We start from the raw sequence: 19,230 nt of genomic DNA on the forward strand, positions 1-19,230 counted from the left end.
GTCTCCTCGGCGGACACGCCCTGCCTCCCGCCCGGAGCAGCGGACTCCTCGGCGGACACGCCCTGCCTCCCGCCCGGAGCAGCGGACTCCTCGGCGGACACGCCCTGCCTCCCGCCCGGAGCAGCGGACTCCTCGGCGGGCACGCCCTGCCTCCCGCCCGAGGCAGCGGACTCCTCGGCGGGCACGCCCGGGGCCTGCGCCCCCTGCGGGGCGGAGGTACCCGCCTCGGCTTTCGTCTCTTCCGGCGCGCCGGACTCCGGGGCGGGTGTGGCCGGCGCATCGGCGGGGCGGTCCGTCACGGGCCTCGGCTTCCCGGCTTCCGCCGCTCCCGGTCCCAGGGGCTCTTCGGCCGGCTTTCCGGCAGGCGCGGCCGACGGGCCGACGGCCTCGCCGGCCGAGGGCCACGGCGTTTCGGGCGCGGCCGGCTCCGCCGGCTGCCCGACGGGCTCCTGCTTCCCGGCCCCCGCGGGCGTCGCCGCCTTCGGCGACACCGACTGCGCGGCGGGCCGGTCCGTCGGGGAGGCCGTCGCCCGGTCGGTGGCCTCAGGGGAGGCCGGTGTGCGCTCCGGGCGGTCGGACGATTCCGGGTTTTCGGGTGCGGCCGTCTCGGCGGGCTTCGCCGCCGACGGCTCGTCGAAGGCCGGGCGGGCGTGATGCCAGGGGGCGTCGGACGAGCGCGGAGCCGGACGGCGGGTGGGCGGGGTGGCCCGCGGGGTGCCCGCAGGCGTGCTCGCGGGGGCCGGGCCCGTACCCGAGTCCGTGCCCGCACCGGACTGGCTCACCGAGCCGTCGCCCGCCCCGCGCGTGCGCCGGGGCGCCGCGCCGGTGGTCTCCTGCCCACTCGCCGACCCGTCGGCCGCGTCTCGCGTACGGCGGGGAGCGGTGGGGCCGGCCTGGCTCGGGTCCTGGCTCGCCGAACCGTCCGCCGCGCTGCGGCTCCGCCGGGGAACGGCGGCATCCGCCTGGCTCTGGCTCTGGCTCGCGGAGCCCTCTGCCGCGCTGCGCGTACGACGCGGCGCCGGAGCAGCACCCTCCGAGTCCGCCGCCGGCTGGCTCACCGAACCGTCCGCCGCACTCCGCGACCGCCGGGGAGCGACGGCGTCGACCTCGCCCTGACTCGCCGAACCATCCGCCGCACTCCGCGTACGACGCGGCGCCGGAGCAGCACCCTCCGAGTCCGCCGCCGACTGGCTCGCCGACCCGTCCGCCGCACTCCGCGACCGCCGGGGAGCGGCGGCGTCGACCTCGCCCTGACTCGCCGAACCATCCGCCACGCTCCGCGTACGACGCGGCGCGGCAGGGCCGGTTGGGGTCTGGCTCGCGGAGCCCTCCGACGCGCTCCGCGCGCGGCGCGGCGGTGCCGGGTCCTGGCTTGCCGGGCCCTCGCCCGCGGTGCGCGCGCGCCGGACCGGGCGGTCGGCCGCGGCCGCCGCACCCGCCGCGCGGGCGCCGCGGGCCGGGCGGGCGGGGGCGGGCGGGAGCTGGCCCTTGAGGGGGCCCCACTCGTTGGGGTCGGGGACGCCGGGCGGGAGCATCTGCCGTCGCTTGGGGCCGCCGTGGTCGGATTCCCCCGGCTCCTTCGCGCCCGGCCACGCCTTGACGACCCGCGCCGCGAGGACGAAGTCCTTGCGCAGCGGGTGGCCTTCGAAGCCCTCGGGGAGCAGCAGGGGCGCCAGGTTCGGGTGGCCGGTGAAGTCGACGCCGAACATCTCGTGCGTCTCGCGCTCGTGCCAGCCCGCGCCGGCGTACACGCCGACCGCGGTCGGCAGCGCGGGCGCGTCGTGCGGCACGGTGGTGCGGACGACGAGGCGGCGGACGGACGGGTCGGCGGCGGTCGGCAGGGCGACGAGGTGTGCGCAGACGAGGAAGCCGGTGCCGGGCTCGTCGACGGCGCTCAGCCAGTCGAAGAAGGTGCAGTGGAGCGTGTCGCGGGCGGCGGTGAGGGCGGTGATCCAGGACGCGGCGGGCACGTCGACGGTGAGCAGGCCGTACGCCTCCTCGGCCGTGGCGTCCGCGCCGAAGACGTCGGTGACGGGTGCGGGCAGCCAGCCGGTCATCGGCCGTCCTCCCCCGGGCCGTTCACCGGGGCGGACCCGGAGCCGTTCACCGGGCCGGGCCCGGAGGCGCTCTCAGGGGCGGCCCCGGGACCGTCCCCCGAACCCTTCCCGGGACCGTCCCCCGGGCCCGCCGCCGGCGCCGGCGGCGCCACCGGCGCGCTGCGCAGCTCCGCGACGGACGCGGCCGGGACCGGAGCCGGGACCGAAGCCGGGGTCGGGACCGAGGCCGGCGCCGAGGCGCCGTACCGCTCCGCCGTCGACTCGGCCGCGATCTTCTCCTGAAGCTTGAGGATGCCCTGGAGCAGCGCCTCGGGCCGGGGCGGGCAGCCGGGGACGTAGACGTCCACGGGGATGATCTGGTCGACGCCCTTGGTGACGGAGTACGAGTCCCAGTAGGGGCCGCCGCAGTTGGAGCAGGCGCCGAACGAGATGACGTACTTCGGCTCGGGCATCTGCTCGTACAGCCGCTTCACGGCGGGCGCCATCTTGTCCGTCACCGTGCCGGAGACGATCATGAGGTCGGCCTGCCGGGGGCCGGGCGCGAACGGGATGACGCCGAGGCGGATGAAGTCGTGCCGGGCCATGGACGCGGCGATGAACTCGATCGCGCAGCAGGCGAGGCCGAAGTTGAACACCCAGAGGCTGTAGCGGCGCCCCCAGTTGAGGACCACCTTCATGGGCTCGGGGGCCAGCCGGGCCAGCGCGCCCAGGCGGCGGGGCTCGGGCAGGCCGACCGGCTCGGCGCGTGTCACGTCCACTCCAGGACGCCCTTCTTCCATGCGTACAACAGGCCAACGGCGAGGAAGCCGAGGAAGACGAACATCTCGACCAGGGTGGCGGCACCGTAGCCGGGCGCGGCGAAGACCGTCGCCCAGGGGAACAGGAAGACCGAGTCCACCGCGAAGATGACGTACAGGAAGGCGTAGACGTAGTAGCGCACCTGGGTGTGGGCCCAGCCCTCGCCGACGGGGTCGACGCCGCACTCGTACGTGAGCAGCTTCTCCGGCGTCGGCACGACGGGCCGCAGCAGCCGCCCGGCGCCGAACGCGACGGCGACGAAGAGCACGCCGAGGACGGCGAGCAGGGCCACCAGGCCGTAGCCGTCGAAGTAGGCGGCGGACTCCGCCGCGAGCCGGGCGTCGGCCGTCGCGATGCGCGCGGTTGCCTCCGGCACGTCCGGCCCCTCACTCCCTGTGTGCGGCTGTTCGTCCGCATTCGACGATCTGTACGCACAGGAGTCTAGGCGCTGCGGGCCCGGGACCGGGCAGCGCTGCCCGGCCGGTGGTGGGGTTCTCCCCACCGGGCCGGCTCCCGGGGCCCCCATGGCGGGGACCCGCCGGCTCCGGGCAGGCTTGGTCCGTGACCGCCCGTACCGTCTCCTCGCCGCCCGCCCGGCCCCGGACCGCCGCCCCCCACGGGGAGCCGTCCGGGGACGAGCCGCTGCCGCCCGCCCGGCTCGCCTTCGACTCGTGGACCTGGAAGGAGGTCCTGTACCTGCTGTGCAACCTGCTGACGGGACTCCTGGGGTTCACGTACGTCGCGCTGTGGCTGTTCGCGGGCGTGCTGCTGTCGTTCACCGTGGTGGGTCTGCCGCTGCTGGCGGCGGGCCTGGTGGGTGTGCGGTACGTGGGACGGATGGAGCGGGCCCGGGCGCGGGCGCTGCTCGGCGTCCGGATCGACGAACCGAGCCCGATGCCGCGCGGCGGGTCCCGCCGGGGAGCGGTCGGCTGGGTCTGGACGACCCTGAAGGACACGGTGGCCTGGCGCACCACGCTCTACGCGCTCGTCCGGCTGCCGTGGGGGGTGCTCACCTTCGCGGTGATCCTGTGCGCCCTCTTCGTCGCCTGGCCGGTGCTCGGTCATCTGGCGCGGGCCATGGCCGCGGTCGACCGGGCGATGGCGCGCGGACTGCTGTGCCCCTCCGACGAGCTGGAACGGCGCGTCGCGGAGCTGGAGCAGGACCGGGGGATCGTGGTGGACACGGCCGCCGCCGACCTGCGGCGCATCGAACGGGATCTGCACGACGGCGCGCAGGCCCGGCTCGTCGCCCTCGCCATGGGGCTGGGGCTGGCGAAGGAGAAGGTCCTGGAGGACCCGGAGGCCGCGGCGAAGATGGTGGGCGAGGCGCACGGCGAGGTGAAGCTCGCCCTCCAGGAGCTGCGCGACCTCGCCCGCGGCATCCATCCGGCGGTGCTGACGGACCGCGGCCTGGACGCCGCCCTGTCGTCGGTGGCCGGGCGCTGCACGGTGCCCGTCGCCGTCCATGTGGAGCTCGACGGCCGTCCGGCGCCCGCGATCGAGGGCATCGCCTACTTCACCGTCTCGGAGCTGCTGCAGAACGTCAGCAAGCACAGTCGGGCCCGGACCGCGGAGGTCGAGGTGTGGCGGACGGGCGACCGGCTGCTGCTCCAGGTGCGGGACGACGGGCGGGGCGGCGCGTCCACCGCGTCCGGCAGCGGGCTGGCCGGGCTCGCGGAACGGCTGGGGTCGGTGGACGGCCTGTTCGAGGTGGACTCGCCCGCCGGCGGGCCCACGGTGATCACGGCGGAACTGCCGTGGCGGTCCCGGAGCTGACGGAGCCGGAACGTTCCGCTTCCGTCCCCGCCCCCTTCCCCGTCCCCTGCCCGTACCCGCACCCCGCCCGTACCCCTGCCCCCCCCCGCGAAGCCCTGGGGGTAGGGAGAACCCCACCCCGAGGACACCCACCCGCCGCATGGTCCGGCCCTCCCCTGACGGGGGAACCTGGACTCATCCCGCACAGGGAAGCCCCGGAGGGGGCCCGCCCCCCAACGGATCCCATGGACCCCCCGGGTTCCGGCGGCTCCCGGCGGACGGACACAGAGGACAGAGGAACCCTGGAGATGGCCATCGACTACGGAGACCACGGATACCCGGCCGGCCCGGCGCACCGGCGCCACCGGCTGCCGGTCGCGCTGCGCGCGCCTCTGTCGGGACGCACCTGGCGCGCGTTCCTGTACCTCCAGCTCAGCCTGCCGATCTCGATCGCCGGTTTCACCTGGGCCGTCACCATGGTCTCGCTGGGCCTCGGCCTGATGATCACCTTCGTGGGCGTGCCCGTCCTCGCCCTCGGCCTCGCCGGGGCAAGGCTGCTGGGCGCGGTCGAACGGACCCGGGCCCGGGTGCTGCTGGACGCGGACGTCGAGGAGCCGCTGCCCGTCCAGGCGGAGAACCGCGACGGCGGGTTCATGGGCTGGGTGTGGGCCCTGCTGAAGAGCGGGGTGTCCTGGCGGCACATGGTCTACGCGGTGGTGCACATGCCGTGGGCGATCTGCGCGTTCACCGTGTCGTTGGTGCTCCAGCTCCTGGGCTGGTCCCTCTTCCTCTACCCGGCCTACCAGTGGATGTATCCGACGTGGTGGGGGCAGCCGGGCCTGCAGGTCTTCGGTGACGGCGACCGTCGCCTCTACCTCGACAACCCCTTCGAGGTCACCGCCACCTCGGCCGTCGGCCTGGCCGTCGTCCTGGTCACCCCGTGGCTGATCCACGGCATGGCCACCATGGACCGGATGCTGGTGAAGTCCCTGCTCGGCGCCTCCAGGCTGTCCGTCCGGGTCGCCGAGCTGGAGCAGGACCGGGGCGTCGTGGTGGACACGGCCGCCGCCGACCTGCGGCGCATCGAACGGGATCTGCACGACGGGGCACAGGCCCGGCTCGTCGCCCTCGCCATGGACCTCGGCCTGGCGAAGGAGAAGCTGACGGAGGACCCGGAGGCCGCGGCGAAGATGGTGGACGAGGCGCACGGCGAGGTGAAGCTCGCCCTCCAGGAGCTGCGCGACCTCGCCCGCGGCATCCACCCCGCCGTCCTCACCGACCGCGGCCTGGACGCCGCCCTGTCCTCCGTCGCCGGGCGCTGCACCGTCCCCGTCGAGGTGCACGTGGACCTCGACAGCCGCCCGGCGCCCGCGATCGAGGGCATCGCCTACTTCACCGTCTGCGAACTCCTCCAGAACGTCAGCAAGCACAGTCGGGCCCGGACCGCGCGGGTGGAGGTGTGGCGCTCCGGCAACCGCGTGATGCTCCAGGTGTGGGACGACGGGCGGGGCGGCGCGTCCACCACGTCCGGCAGCGGGCTCGCCGGGCTCGCGGAACGGCTGGGCTCGGTGGACGGTCTGCTGGTCGTCGACTCGCCCGCCGGCGGCCCCACCACCGTCACCGCGGAACTGCCCTGGCGCGACCGCTGACACCCCTCCGCCCCTCTCCGCGTGGTCTCCCCCGACCGTGTCACGGCCCCGGACCGCCCGTCCGGGGCCGTTCGTGCTGCCATGCTGTGGGGCGTCGTTGCTGCGATGCTGTGGGGCGTCGCAGTCATAGCGCGGACGTGAGCGTCCGCGGGGAAACCAGGGGGCCGGACGTCGTGGTCGAAAATGCCGCGGACAGGGTGCGGGTCGTCATCGCCGAGGATTCGGTGCTGCTCAGGGAGGGTCTGACCCGGCTGCTCACCGACCGCGGCCATGAGGTCGTGGCCGGGGTCGGGGACGCCGAGGCCCTGCTGAAGGCGGTACGGGAACTGGCCGACGAGGGGGCGCTGCCGGACGTGGTGGTGGCGGACGTCCGGATGCCGCCGACCCACACGGACGAGGGCGTCCGCGCCTCCGTCCAGCTCCGCCGGGACCACCCGGACCTGGGCGTCCTGGTCCTTTCGCAGTATGTCGAGGAGCAGTACGCGACCGAGCTGCTGGCCGGTAGCAGCCGCGGGGTCGGCTACCTGCTCAAGGACCGGGTGGCCGAGGTGCGGGAGTTCGTGGACGCCGTGGTCCGGGTCGCCCGGGGCGGCACCGCCCTGGACCCCGAGGTCGTCGCCCAGTTGCTGGGCCGCAGCCGCAAGCAGGACGTCCTGGCCGGGCTCACCCCGCGTGAGCGGGAAGTCCTGGGGCTGATGGCGGAGGGCCGGACGAACGGGGCGATCGCGCGGCAGCTCGTGGTGAGCGACGGGGCGGTGGAGAAGCACGTGAGCAACATCTTCATGAAGCTCGGTCTGTCGCCGAGCGACGGGGATCACCGGCGGGTGCTGGCGGTACTGACATACCTGCGGTCGTGAGGGTGCCCGGTCCCTCCCCCAGCGGGGGACCCCCACCTTCGCCGTCTCCTGGGGAAACGAGCCCCCGGACCCCCGGAAGCGGCTTCGCCGCCCGTCCTCACACGCCGGACGGGCCGGATGGTGCGCCTGATCTCTTGAACGTGTCCCGTCACCGCCCGGCGCCTCCGCTTCCGCCGCCTGACACCTCGCCGGCCTCATCAGGACAGTGAGCGGACGCCCGGCCTCCTCCTCCGGTCCTGGTCCCCGGGTCGCAGCCCCGCCCCCGGGGCCCCGGCGGAATCGAAGGCCACCCGAGGCGGACGTGCCAGGATGGGGGTGCTGCGGGGCCTCCCCATCCCCTGATCCGTCCCGGATGGCCGTGCCCCGCCCACGTACGATGGCGATGGGAACGCCGGTCGGCACCACCGTGTGCGGGGCCGCCGTCACGAGGGAGGTCCGAAGCAGTGACCAGCCAGGTCAGCAGCCCGGCCGAGCAGGCCGAACCAGCCGAACAGCAGCCAGGTTTCTCCCCGCCCGGGGACGGGGACGAGCCGTCGCGCCTCACCGGGCAGCGCGCCGTCGCACCGGACCCCGGCGGCAAGGAGGTCCGCCGCCTGGACCGGGTGATCATCCGGTTCGCCGGTGACTCCGGTGACGGCATGCAGCTCACGGGGGACCGTTTCACGTCCGAGACGGCCTCGTTCGGCAACGACCTGTCGACCCTGCCGAACTTCCCCGCCGAGATCCGGGCGCCCGCCGGCACCCTGCCGGGCGTCTCCTCGTTCCAGTTGCACTTCGCCGACCACGACATCCTCACCCCCGGCGACGCCCCGAACGTCCTGGTCGCGATGAACCCGGCCGCGCTCAAGGCCAACATCGCGGACGTGCCGCGCGGCGCCGAGATCATCGTCAACACCGACGAGTTCACCAAGCGCCCGATGGCCAAGGTCGGTTACGCGACCAACCCGCTGGAGGACGGCTCGCTGGACGCCTACCACGTCCACCCGGTGCCGCTCACCACGCTGACGCTGGAAGCGCTCAAGGAGTTCGGGCTCCCCCGCAAGGAGGCCGAGCGCAGCAAGAACATGTTCGCCCTCGGGCTGCTGTCGTGGATGTACCACCGGCCGACGGAGAACACCGAGCGGTTCCTGCGGAAGAAGTTCGCGAAGAAGCCGCAGATCGCCGAGGCGAACGTGGCCGCGTTCCGCGCCGGGTGGAACTTCGGGGAGACCACGGAGGACTTCGCGGTCTCCTACGAGGTCGCCCCGGCCGCCGCGGCCTTCCCGGCCGGCACCTACCGCAACATCTCCGGCAACCTCGCCCTCTCGTACGGGCTGATCGCCGCCTCCCGCCAGGCGGATCTGCCGCTCTACCTGGGCTCGTACCCGATCACCCCGGCCTCCGACATCCTGCACGAGCTGTCGAAGCACAAGAACTTCGGTGTGCGCACCTTCCAGGCCGAGGACGAGATCGCCGGCATCGGCGCCGCGCTGGGCGCCGCGTTCGGCGGGGCGCTGGCGGTGACGACGACGTCGGGGCCGGGGGTGGCGCTGAAGTCGGAGACGATCGGCCTGGCCGTCTCGCTCGAACTGCCGCTGCTGGTCGTGGACATCCAGCGCGGCGGGCCGTCGACAGGTCTGCCCACCAAGACCGAGCAGGCCGACCTGTTGCAGGCGATGTACGGGCGCAACGGCGAGGCGCCGGTGCCGATCGTCGCGCCGAAGACGCCGGCCGACTGCTTCGACGCGGCCCTGGACGCGGCGCGCATCGCGCTCACCTACCGCACGCCGGTCTTCCTGCTCTCCGACGGCTACCTGGCCAACGGCTCCGAGCCCTGGCGCATCCCGGAGCAGGACGAACTCCCCGACCTGCGCGTGCAGTTCACGACGACGCCCAACCACGAGCTGGCCGACGGCACCGAGGTCTTCTGGCCCTACAAGCGCGACCCGGAGACCCTGGCCCGCCCCTGGGCCGTACCCGGCACGCCGGGCCTGGAACACCGCATCGGCGGCATCGAGAAGCAGGACGGCACGGGCAACATCTCCTACGACCCGGCCAACCACGACTTCATGGTCCGCACCCGCCAGGCCAAGATCGACGGCATCACCGTCCCCGACATCGAGGTGGACGACCCCTCCGGGGAGGCCCGGACCCTGGTCCTGGGGTGGGGTTCCACCTACGGGCCGATCACGGCCGCGGTACGCCGCGTCCGGACCGGCGGCGCGCACGTCGCCCAGGCCCACCTGCGCCACCTCAACCCCTTCCCGCGCAACCTGGGCGAGGTGCTCAAGCGCTACGACACCGTCGTCGTGCCGGAGATGAACCTCGGCCAGCTCGCCACCCTGCTGCGCGCCCGGTACCTCGTGGACGTCCGCTCCCACACCCAGGTCAGCGGCATGCCGTTCAAGGCCGAGCAGCTCGCCACCGTGCTCAAGGAGGCCATCGATGTCTGAGGCGCTCAAGCTGGTGCCCAAGGCCGAAGCCAAGCAGTCCATGAAGGACTTCAAGTCCGACCAGGAAGTGCGCTGGTGTCCCGGCTGCGGCGACTACGCCATCCTCGCCGCCGTGCAGGGCTTCATGCCCGAACTCGGCGTCGCCCGCGAGAACATCGTCTTCGTCTCCGGCATCGGCTGCTCCTCCCGCTTCCCGTACTACATGAACACCTACGGGATGCACTCCATCCACGGCCGCGCCCCGGCCATCGCCACCGGCCTGGCCACCTCCCGCCGCGACCTGTCCGTGTGGGTCGTCACCGGTGACGGCGACGCCCTGTCCATCGGCGGCAACCACCTCATCCACGCGCTGCGGCGCAACGTCAACCTCAAGATCCTGCTGTTCAACAACCGGATCTACGGGCTGACCAAGGGCCAGTACAGCCCCACCTCCGAGGTCGGCAAGATCACCAAGTCGACGCCGATGGGCTCCCTGGACGCCCCCTTCAACCCCGTCTCCCTGGCGATCGGCGCCGAGGCGTCGTTCGTCGCCCGCACCATCGACTCCGACCGCAAGCACCTCACCGAGGTACTGCGCCAGGCCGCCGACCACCCGGGCACGGCGCTGGTGGAGATCTACCAGAACTGCAACATCTTCAACGACAACGCCTTCGAGGCGCTGAAGGACAAGGAGCAGGCGCAGGAGGCGGTCATCCGGCTGGAGCACGGGCAGCCGATCCGCTTCGGCGTGGACGGGGCCAAGGGTGTCGTGCGGAACCCGGCCACCGGTGACCTCGAAGTCGTCGAGGTGACACCCGAGAACGAGGCGCGGGTGCTCGTCCACGACGCCCACTCCGCGTCCCCGACGACGGCGTTCGCGCTGTCGCGGCTGGCCGACCCGGACACGCTGCACCACACGCCGATCGGCGTGCTGCGCAGTGTGGAACGGCCCGTGTACGACACGTTGATGGCCGATCAGCTCGAGACTGCTGTGGAGCAGCGGGGCAAGGGGGATCTCGCGGGGTTGCTCGCGGGGGGCGACACCTGGACGGTGGTCGGGTAAGGGGTCCCCGAGCCCGCCCTGTCACCGTTTTTCGCGGGGCACACCCCCGCACCCCCGAAACCGCGCTCCGCGCGGTTGTCCTCAAACGCCGGACGGGCTGATTCTTCAGCCCGTCCGGCGTTTGAGGATTTCGCGGCAAAGCCGCGATGCCGCAAGGGGGCCGGGGCACCACCAAACGAGTGCCCCCGCCGCGTCGGGCCCGCCCGCCCCCACGACGGCCCGCTCTCATAGGGACCATGGCCGACGCCGACGTCCCTCTCCCACCCGACCCCCTCCGCTACCGCGCGAAGCGCGCTCTCCTGGGCCCGCCCCTGGTCACGGAGCGTCTCGCACAGGAGAAGCTGTCGAACCCGACGGCACTGGGCGTCCTCGCCTCCGACTGCATCTCCTCCACCGCGTACGGCACGGAGGAGATACTCCGCATCCTCGTCCCGGTGGCCGGGATCGCCGCGTTCACGCTGCTCCTCCCGGTGACCGGGGCGATCCTCCTCGTCCTGCTGCTCGTGACGCTGGCCTACCGCGACGTCGTGTCCGTCTACACCCGGGCCGGCGGCTCGTACGTCGTCGCCCGCGAGAACCTCGGGCCGCGCGTCGCGCAGGTCGCGGCCGTGGCCCTGCTGGTCGACTACACGGTCACGGTCGCCGTGCAGACCGCCGCCGGCACGGACGCGCTGATCTCGCTCGCCCATCTGATCGGCCACGGTTACCACGGCATCGACCACCTCAAGCTGCCGCTCACCGTCGCGGTCGTGGTGCTGCTGATGTACGGGAATCTGCGCGGGATCCGTGAGGCGGGCCGGGCCTTCGCGCTGCCGGCGTACCTGTTCATCGCGGCGGTGGCACTGCTGCTGGCCACCGGGCTGGTCCGGGGCCTGGCCGGCGGCCTGCCGCACGCCGACACCACGGCGTCCGGCGCCGTCCCGCTGGGCGCCGGCGGGCACGGCGAGCTGTACGGCGCGTCGCTGTTCATCGTGTTGCGCGCGTTCGCGAACGGCGGTTCGTCGCTGACCGGCCTGGAGGCCATCTCCAACGGGGTGTCGGCCTTCCGGCCCCCGCAGGGCCGCAACGCGCGCCGCACGCTCACCGTGATGAGTGTGATCCTCGGGGTCATGGTGTTCGGCGTCTCGGCGCTGGCCCACTTCACCCACGCGATCCCCTACGAGGACGGCAATCCGACCGTCCTCGCCCAGGAGGCGCACCTGGTCTTCGGCGACGGCCGGGCGGGGACGGCGGGCCTGGTGTTCGTGCAGCTCGCCACCGCGCTGATCCTCTACACCGGTGCCAACACGCCCTTCACCGGCTTCCCCTTCCTCGCCAGCTTCGTCGCCGAGGATCGCTTCCTGCCCCGCCAGCTCACCCGGCGCGGCCACCGCCTCGCTTTCTCCAACGGCATCGTCTGCCTCACCGTCGTCTCACTCGCGCTGCTGCTCCTCACCAGCGGCAGTGTCGACAAACTGGTCGCGCTCTACGCGATCGGCGTCTTCACCGGCTTCACCATGGCCGCCGCCGGGATGACCGCCCACCACCTGCGCTCGCGCGGGCCCGGCCGCCGGGTGAAGGTCGCGGTGAACCTGGCCGCCGCCGTGGTCTCCGCACTGGTGGTGCTGATCTTCGCGATCACGAAGTTCACGGAGGGCGCGTGGCTGGTCGTGGTGGTGTTCCCGGTCGGGGTGTGGGCACTGATCCGCGTCAACCGCCACTACCGCGCGGAGGCGGCGGTGCTCGAGAACGTTCCCGCCTTCACCACCGGCCGCCCCCACTGGCGGCGGCACCTGGTGTACGTCCTGGTCGACACCCTCGACCTGGCCGCGGTCAAAGCCCTGCGGTACGCGCACGAGCTGCGGCCGGACGAGATCCGCGCCCTGCACTTCGTCATCGACGAGACCCGGGCGCGGCGGCTCGCCGCCCGCTGGGAGGCGACGCCCGGCACGAACGTCCCGCTGGAACTCGTCGACTGCCCGGACCGGCGGCTGCGGCACGCCGTCATCGCCCTCGCCGCCCGGACCACCGCCGACGGGTCGACCGCGCTCACCCTCCTCGTCCCCCGGCGGACGTACTCCACACCGCTGGGCCGGCTGGTGCACCGGGGCACGGGCGAGCAGATGGCACGGGCGCTGGAGCAGTTGCCTGACGTGGCCGTCACGATCCTGCCGTTCGACGTCTCACGGGTGGTGGAACGGCTGGCCTCTGCCCGGCCTCCGAACCCGTCATGACCGTCATGCGATACGGACATGACAGCCGCACCCGGGCGGCGTTACCTTCGCGAGGTCGTCGTCGCACCGCCGGGAGGGTTGATCCGTGAAGCCGGACACGCAGCAGAACGAGACGCGCACGGGGTTCCTGTGCGGGCTCGCCGCCTACGCGATCTGGGGGCTGTTCCCCCTGTACTGGCCACTCCTGGAGCCCTCCGGGGCGTTCGAGATCCTGGCGCACCGGATGGTGTGGTCCCTGGTGACCGTGGTGGCCGCGCTCGCCCTCACCCGGCGCTGGGCCTGGATACCCCCGCTGCTCCGGCAGCCGAAGCGGCTCGCGATGATCGCGCTGAGCGCCGCGACGATCTCGGTCAACTGGGGCATCTACATCTGGGCCGTCAACGCCGGCCACGTGGTCGAGACGTCGCTCGGCTACTTCATCAACCCGCTCGTCGTCATCGCCCTCGGCGTCCTCGTCCTGCGCGAACGGCTGCGGCCCGCGCAGTGGGCGGCCGTCGGCATCGGCGCGGCGGCCGTGATCGTCCTGGCGGTGGGCTACGGCAAACTGCCGTGGATCGCGCTGGGCATCTCGGCCTCGTTCGGCACCTACAGCCTCTTCAAGAAGCAGGTCGGACTGGGCGGCCTCGAGTCCATGGCCGCCGAGACGGCCATCCAGTTCCTGCCCGCGCTCGGCTTCCTGCTCTTCCTCGGCGCGGACGGCAAGAGCACGTTCGCGAGCGAGGGCACGGGCCATCTGCTGCTGCTCCTCGCCTCCGGCGCGATCACCGCGCTGCCGCTGGTGTCGTTCGGCATGGCGGCGGTCCGGCTGCCGCTGTCGGTGCTGGGCATGCTCCAGTACCTGGCCCCCGTCTTCCAGTTCGCCCTCGGCCTCGCCGTCTTCCACGAGTCGATGCCGCCCGAGCGGTGGGCGGGCTTCGCGCTGGTGTGGCTGGCGCTGGCGGTTCTGACGTGGGACGCGATGCGCTCGGCGCGGGCGACGCGGGTGAAACTGGCGGCGGCTCGCGAGCGGGCGGCGGCGGAGCCGCCGGGTTCCGACGGGCCGAGCGCCACGGCGGAGACGGCGCGGCCGGAGGCCGCCGTGGAGGCGGCGGCGGGTGTCGCGGGCGAGCCGGATGCGACGGCGGGGCGCGGCGGGGCGTGAACGGATGGGCGCGGGGCGGTGCCTGGCCCTACGATCTGGAGCCTGAGAACGCCGCCCATGCGCTCAACGCACAGCTCCGGAGGCCGGTTTGCTACCAAACAGCCCGAACGCCGGGATCTGCGAAAGTGAGTAAAAACCGGTCTTCCGCTCCTTAAACGCGCAGGTCACGCCCTGTGATCCCCGCGCACGCGGGGGTGGTCCCGCCTCGCACCCCGACGTCGTCGCCGCCCGGGCGTGATCCCCGCGCACGCGGGGGTGGTCCCGCGGCCACGCGCGATCGGACGACCGGGTCCTTGTGATCCCCGCGCACGCGGGGGTGGTCCCGGGGGAGAGGCGCGGGCCGGACCCCAGCGGGCGTGATCCCCGCGCACGCGGGGGTGGTCCTCAGGCGTCGGCTATGTACGAAGAGTGGGAGGAGTGATCCCCGCGCACGCGGGGGCCACGCCTTCCCGCCCGATATCCGGATACCGAACTCCCGTGTCCGAATTTCGCCCTTGACCGCGCTCCGAAAACCCCTTGAACATCATGGGCACGTCAAAAGGACGGGAGCCCCCCATGCTTGATGTCCAAGGTCCCACCCTGCCCACCAGCCCCCGAAGACGCCGCCGTTCCGCCACTCTGCTGGCGTGCACCGCGGTCGCGGCGGTGACGCTCATCGGCGCGTCTCCGTCCCTTGCGGGGGCGGCCTCGGCAGTGACAGTGACCACGCGGGCCGCCGACGCGCCCGAGATACCCGCCGCCAACGTCAAGGCGCACCTCAACCAGCTCCAGTCGATAGCCAACGCCAACGGTGGCAACCGGGCCCACGGTCGCGCGGGCTACAAAGCGTCGATCGACTACGTGAAGGGCAAGCTGGACGCGGCCGGTTACAAGACGACCGTGCAGCAGTTCAGCACCGGTGGCGCCACCGGCTACAACCTGGTCGCCGACTGGCCGGGCGGGGACGCGAACCACGTCGTGTTCGCCGGGTCGCACCTCGACTCTGTCAGCGCCGGTCCCGGCATCAACGACAACGGTTCCGGGTCCGCCGGCGTGCTGGAGGTCGCGCTCACCGTGGCCAGGTCCGGCTACAAGCCGGACAAGCACCTGCGGTTCGGCTGGTGGGGTGCGGAGGAGCTCGGAATGCGCGGCTCCTCGTACTACGTGAACCAGCTTCCCTCCACCGAGCGGTCGAAGATCGACGCGTACCTCAACTTCGACATGATCGGGTCGCCGAACCCCGGCTACTTCGTCTACGGGTACGACGCGTCGCTGAAGAGCCTCTTCGAGGACTGGTTCGCCGCCCGGCGGATCGCCACGGAGGTCGACACCGAGGGCGACGGGCGCTCGGACCACGCGCCGTTCCAGCAGGCCGGCATCCGCGTGGGCGGCCTGTTCAGCGGCGCGGACTACATCAAGACCGCCGCTCAGGCGCGTGACTGGGGCGGGACGGCGGGCAAGGCGTTCGACAGTTGCTACCACCGCTCCTGCGACACGATCTCGAACATCGACGACAAGGCGCTCGGCACCAACAGCACCGCCATCGCCGGCGCCGTCTGGAAGCTCAGCGGCGGCGGATCCACCCAGCCGCCCGGCGGCACCAGCTTCGAGAGCAAGGCGTCGGTCGCCATTCCCGACAACGGTCCCGCCGTCGAGTCCCCGATCACCGTCACGGGCCTCACCGGCAACGCCCCGGCCGCGCTCAAGGTGTCCGTGGACATCAAGCACAGCTACCGCGGCGACCTCACCGTCGACCTCGTCGGCCCGAGCGGCCGCTCCTACCGGCTGAAGGGGTCGAGCGCCGACGACTCGGCGTCCGACGTCGTCGCCACGTACACGGTCGACGCCTCGTCCGAGACGGCCGACGGCACCTGGAAGCTCCGCGTCCAGGACGTCGCCGCCCAGGACACCGGGACCGTCAACGGGTGGAAGATCACCTTCTGAGTCGAGTGACGAACGCGGGGCGGGTCGCGCGGCGGCCCGCCCCGCGCCGTCACGCCAGGACGTCCTTCGCCGTGAACCGCGCCCACGCCGCCGAGCCGAACACCGCCGCGTACAGCCCCTGGAGGCCCAGGTTCCGCCCGATCTGGTCCCAGTAGACGGGGTCCCGGAGCAGGTCGGAGAAGCTCAGCCAGTAGTGCGGGAACAGGTACGGCTGGATGGCGTGCAGTTGCGGGAACTGGTCCAGGATCTGCACCGTGATCAGCAGTCCCACCGTCGTCGCCATCGCCGCGATGCCGCTGCCGGTGAGCGTGGAGACGAAGAGGCCGAGGGCCGCGACGCCGATCAGGGACGCGGCCACCACCCCGGCGATGGCGACGCCGCGCAGCAGCCCCTCGCCGAAGGACACCGCCGTCCCACTGATCAGCGTGACGTCCCCCAGCGGGAAGAGGACCGCGCCCACCAGCAGCGCGGAACAGGCGACGACGAGGGTGGCCGCGACGCAGAACACGACCGTGCTGGTGAACTTGGCGAGCAGCAGCCGGGTGCGGCCGGCCGGGGCGACGAGCAGGTAGCGCAGGGTGCCGGCGCCCGCCTCGCCCGCGATCGAGTCCCCGGCGATCACGCCGATGGTCATGGGCAGGAAGAACGGCAGTGTCGCGGCGAGCGAGGCGAAGACGAGGAAGAGGCCGTTGTTGGTGACCTGGCTGACGAACGCCGGGCCCTCACCGCCGCTCCCGCCGCCGAACGAGCCGTCCCCGTCACTCGTCTCGATCTTGACCGCGATGCCGACCAGCACCGGCACGGCCGCGAGCACGCCGAGCAGCGCCAGCGTGCGCCAGCGCCGGAAGACGGTGGTGATCTCGTTGCGGAAGAGGGACAGCCGCCAGGCCGCGCGCGGCGGACGGGCGGCGACGGGCGCGGGGACCGCCCCGGGCTCAGCCCGCGACATCGAAGCCCTCCCCGGTGAGCGCGACGAACGCGTCCTCCAGCGAGACCCGTTCGGTGCCGAACGAGCGTACCCGGACGTCCGCCCGGACCAGGGCGGCGTTGAGGTCCGCGAGGTCGGGCGGCGGCGTGCCGGTGGGCAGTTCGCCGGTGACGCGGTCGTCGGCGACCGCCAGATCGTTCACGCCGTGCTCCTTGAGGATCCGGACCGCGTCCGCCGTGTCGGGGGTGGTGACGGCCAGCTTGCCGCGGGTGGACGAGGCCAGGTCGGCGACCGTGCCCTGGGTGAGCAGCCGGCCGCGCGCCATCACCGCGGCGTGCGAGCAGACCTGCTCGATCTCGTCGAGCAGGTGGGAGGAGAGGAAGACGGTGGTCCCCTCAGCGGCCAGCCCCCGCACCAGCGCCCGGATCTCGCGCATGCCCTGGGGGTCGAGCCCGTTGGTCGGCTCGTCCAGGACCAGCAGCTCGCGCGGCTGGAGCAGGGCGGCGGCCAGGCCGAGCCGCTGCTTCATGCCGAGCGAGTAGGCGCGGGCCTTCTTCCCGGCCGCGCCCGCGAGGCCGACGCGGTCCAGGGCGGACGCCACCCGGGCGGCCCGCGTCCGCGGGTCGGCCGTGGGGTCGGCGGCGTCGTACCGGACGAGGTTGTCGCGGCCGGAGAGGAACCCGTAGAGCGCCGGGCCCTCGATGAGCGCCCCCACCCGGGGCAGCACCCGGCCGCCGGCCCGGGGCATCGGCTCGCCGAGCACCCGGGCCTCCCCTGATGTGGGTTCGATCAGCCCCATGAGCATCCGGATCGTCGTCGTCTTGCCCGATCCGTTGGGGCCGAGGAAGCCGAACACGCTGCCGCGCGGCACGACGAGATCGAGGTCGGCCACCGCGAGCTGACCGCCGCGGTAGCGCTTGGTCAGTCCTCGCGTCTCGATGACCGGCTCCGGCCCGGGCACCGGCGTCGGCTCCCGCTCCCTACCCGCACTCGTACCCGTATCCGGCTCCGTCACAGGCCCCTTCCCTCTCCCCCGTACCGCTCGCCCCTCCCGTTCTACCGGGTGGCGGAGTCCGCGGCCTTCAGCAGCGCTTCCTTGGTGACCGCGCCCGCGTACACCTTGCCGTCGTCCGTCAGCAGCACGTTCACCAGACGGGTGCTGACGATCCGGCCCGAGCCGAACGAGCCCGTGACCTTGGAGCCGAAGCTGTCGAGCAGCTTCTCCATGCCCTTCGCGTCCCCCGCGCCCTTCGCGTGCGGGCCGCCCTTCGGGCCGACGCCCTTGCCGGCCCCCATGCCGCCCGCGCCCTTGCCGGCGTCGAGTTCGGCGACGGTCGCCCAGCCCGTGCCCGTCACCTTCGGTGCGGACGCGGTGTCCGTCCCGGGGGCGGCCGGGAGGCGGCCCTTGCCCATGCCGTGCCCGTCCTCACCCGGCCGCCCCTCGGTCACCTTCGCCCCCTTGGGCGGGGTGAACGCGAACGTGGAGGCGCTCGGCCGGTCGAAGGAGACCTTGGTGAAGGCCACGTCGACGGCCGCCTTCCCGCCGCCCTTCGGGGTGAGCGTGAACTTCAGCGGCACCCCGTTCTTCGCGTCCACGGCGATCCGGATCGAACCGACCGTCGACTCGCTCTGCTTGGGCGTGAGGGTCAGCCGGTAGGCGTCCCGGCCGGCCACCTTGGCCGTGCCGTCGACCGCCACGTCGGTGGTGCCCTCCGCCGCGGCGAGGACCTTCTTCGCCAACTCCTGCGGAGAGGCGTCGGCGAGCCCCTCGGGGACCTTGTGCTTCCGGTTCTCGCCCGCGGCGCCCTTGGGGGCGGTCGCGTGGTACGCCGCGTTGCTGCCGCTGTCGTACGCCCAGACCTGGTCGCCGTTGCGGACGAGGCTGTACTCAGCGGCGCGTTCGACGATGGAGACCCGCTGCTTGTCCGGACCGTCCGCCGCCACCCGCAGGGTGTGCGAGCCGGAGGCGAGCTCGGTCAGCTTGCCCGCGGGGTTCGCGTCGCCCCCCTTGCCCTTGCCTGCGCCGCCCATCGCACCGCCGAGCGAGACGCCCGACGGGAGGGAGGGCAGGCCCAGGTCCGTGGTGACGCGGACGGAGCCGGAAAGCCGCTGGACGTCCGAGGCGGCGACCTTGGCTATCAACTCCTGGGCGGTGATCTTCGGCAGATCGGGGTCGCCCGAGGTGGCGAGGGCCGAGCCGATGCCGATCGTGGCGGCGGCGACGCCGGCCACCGCGACGGGGACCGCGTAACGGACGGCCTTGCGGCGGCCGGCCCCCGAGGGCCCGGTGGCCCCGGACGGCTCCCCGCCGTCGGCGCCCGGTGTCGGTTGGATCCGTGCCATGTGCTCTACCTCCGTCGTCTGCGGCGGTCTCTCGCGTCGTGCACTCGCCCATCCCCAGGCTCATTGTGGCCCGACCGCTCGGTGGGGGCGTC

14 protein-coding genes and 1 CRISPR repeat array are annotated in these 19,230 nt (G+C 73.1%); of the genes, 8 read left to right on the top strand and 6 right to left on the bottom strand.

Translation table 11 applies throughout. From position 1 onward, the window contains the following. The 3 genes from ACZ6X9_RS21330 to ACZ6X9_RS21340 form a co-directional block, all read right to left on the bottom strand. Positions 1-2,057, bottom strand: a 2,057-nt coding sequence (locus ACZ6X9_RS21330) for an NADH-quinone oxidoreductase subunit C (RefSeq protein WP_469779537.1), incomplete at its 3' end; no start/stop codon positions are given. After that, entirely contained in the window at positions 2,054-2,836 is a 783-nt protein-coding gene (locus ACZ6X9_RS21335; RefSeq protein ID WP_469779538.1) for an NADH-quinone oxidoreductase subunit B, read from the bottom strand. The genes ACZ6X9_RS21330 and ACZ6X9_RS21335, both read right to left, overlap by 4 nt. Then, the gene (locus ACZ6X9_RS21340; RefSeq protein WP_436784280.1) at positions 2,806-3,231 is read right to left on the bottom strand and encodes an NADH-quinone oxidoreductase subunit A; all 426 of its coding nucleotides are present in this window, start codon (positions 3,229-3,231) and stop codon (positions 2,806-2,808) included. The genes ACZ6X9_RS21335 and ACZ6X9_RS21340 overlap by 31 nt, the downstream gene beginning before the upstream one ends. A gap of 185 nt (positions 3,232-3,416) precedes the next feature. Here ACZ6X9_RS21340 and ACZ6X9_RS21345 point away from each other — a divergent pair, with 185 nt between their 5' ends. The 8 genes from ACZ6X9_RS21345 to ACZ6X9_RS21380 all read left to right on the top strand — a co-directional run bounded on the left by ACZ6X9_RS21345 (position 3,417) and on the right by ACZ6X9_RS21380 (position 15,867). After that, complete coding sequence (locus tag ACZ6X9_RS21345) at positions 3,417-4,631, top strand: sensor histidine kinase (protein ID WP_469779539.1); 1,215 nt, start codon at positions 3,417-3,419, stop codon at positions 4,629-4,631. 287 nt (positions 4,632-4,918) lie between these two features. After that, positions 4,919-6,259 carry a sensor histidine kinase gene (locus tag ACZ6X9_RS21350; protein ID WP_469779540.1) on the top strand — a complete coding sequence of 447 codons (1,341 nt, stop codon included), beginning with the start codon at positions 4,919-4,921 and terminating at the stop codon, positions 6,257-6,259. Between the two features lie 197 nt (positions 6,260-6,456). Next, positions 6,457-7,116: a response regulator transcription factor gene (locus tag ACZ6X9_RS21355; protein ID WP_469779640.1), complete on the top strand. Its 660-nt coding sequence runs from the start codon at positions 6,457-6,459 to the stop codon at positions 7,114-7,116. Between the two features lie 443 nt (positions 7,117-7,559). After that, positions 7,560-9,548, top strand: a complete 1,989-nt coding sequence (locus ACZ6X9_RS21360; protein WP_469779541.1) for a 2-oxoacid:acceptor oxidoreductase subunit alpha — start codon at positions 7,560-7,562, stop codon at positions 9,546-9,548. Beyond that, positions 9,541-10,590, top strand: coding sequence for a 2-oxoacid:ferredoxin oxidoreductase subunit beta (locus ACZ6X9_RS21365; protein WP_469779542.1), 1,050 nt, complete (start codon positions 9,541-9,543; stop codon positions 10,588-10,590). The genes ACZ6X9_RS21360 and ACZ6X9_RS21365 overlap by 8 nt, the downstream gene beginning before the upstream one ends. 236 nt (positions 10,591-10,826) lie before the next feature. Further along, complete coding sequence (locus ACZ6X9_RS21370) at positions 10,827-12,803, top strand: APC family permease (RefSeq protein ID WP_469779543.1); 1,977 nt, start codon at positions 10,827-10,829, stop codon at positions 12,801-12,803. Between the two features lie 85 nt (positions 12,804-12,888). Then, positions 12,889-13,944, top strand: coding sequence for an EamA family transporter RarD (rarD, locus tag ACZ6X9_RS21375; protein WP_469779544.1), 1,056 nt, complete (start codon positions 12,889-12,891; stop codon positions 13,942-13,944). 173 nt (positions 13,945-14,117) lie between these two features. Beyond that, positions 14,118-14,389: a CRISPR direct-repeat array (repeat unit 28 nt; unit sequence GTGATCCCCGCGCACGCGGGGGTGGTCC). A gap of 110 nt (positions 14,390-14,499) precedes the next feature. Then, positions 14,500-15,867, top strand: coding sequence for a M28 family metallopeptidase (locus tag ACZ6X9_RS21380; RefSeq protein ID WP_469779545.1), 1,368 nt, complete (start codon positions 14,500-14,502; stop codon positions 15,865-15,867). Between the two features lie 49 nt (positions 15,868-15,916). On the opposite strand, the gene ACZ6X9_RS21385 is transcribed toward ACZ6X9_RS21380, so the two are convergent. The 3 genes from ACZ6X9_RS21385 to ACZ6X9_RS21395 all read right to left on the bottom strand — a co-directional run bounded on the left by ACZ6X9_RS21385 (position 15,917) and on the right by ACZ6X9_RS21395 (position 19,138). Further along, the gene (locus tag ACZ6X9_RS21385) at positions 15,917-16,816 is read right to left on the bottom strand and encodes an ABC transporter permease (RefSeq protein ID WP_469779546.1); all 900 of its coding nucleotides are present in this window, start codon (positions 16,814-16,816) and stop codon (positions 15,917-15,919) included. After that, entirely contained in the window at positions 16,803-17,756 is a 954-nt protein-coding gene (locus ACZ6X9_RS21390; RefSeq protein WP_469779641.1) for an ABC transporter ATP-binding protein, read from the bottom strand. Before ACZ6X9_RS21390 ends, ACZ6X9_RS21385 begins: the two co-directional genes overlap by 14 nt. A 95-nt stretch (positions 17,757-17,851) precedes the next feature. Beyond that, entirely contained in the window at positions 17,852-19,138 is a 1,287-nt protein-coding gene (locus tag ACZ6X9_RS21395; protein WP_469779547.1) for a LolA family protein, read from the bottom strand. Positions 19,139-19,230: the final 92 nt, after the last annotated feature.

It is taken from the genome of Streptomyces sp. NPDC052910, assembly GCF_055585605.1.

Bases quoted from the DNA above. Each gene is read 5' to 3' on its own strand.
- ACZ6X9_RS21335 (WP_469779538.1), bottom strand. From the start codon at position 2,836: ATGGAAGAAGGGCGTCCTGGAGTGGACGTGACACGCGCCGAGCCGGTC.
- ACZ6X9_RS21350 (WP_469779540.1), top strand. From the start codon at position 4,919: ATGGCCATCGACTACGGAGACCACGGATACCCGGCCGGCCCGGCGCAC.
- ACZ6X9_RS21365 (WP_469779542.1), top strand. From the start codon at position 9,541: ATGTCTGAGGCGCTCAAGCTGGTGCCCAAGGCCGAAGCCAAGCAGTCC.
- ACZ6X9_RS21370 (WP_469779543.1), top strand. From the start codon at position 10,827: ATGGCCGACGCCGACGTCCCTCTCCCACCCGACCCCCTCCGCTACCGC.
- ACZ6X9_RS21380 (WP_469779545.1), top strand. From the start codon at position 14,500: ATGCTTGATGTCCAAGGTCCCACCCTGCCCACCAGCCCCCGAAGACGC.
- ACZ6X9_RS21385 (WP_469779546.1), bottom strand. From the start codon at position 16,816: ATGTCGCGGGCTGAGCCCGGGGCGGTCCCCGCGCCCGTCGCCGCCCGT.
- ACZ6X9_RS21395 (WP_469779547.1), bottom strand. From the start codon at position 19,138: ATGGCACGGATCCAACCGACACCGGGCGCCGACGGCGGGGAGCCGTCC.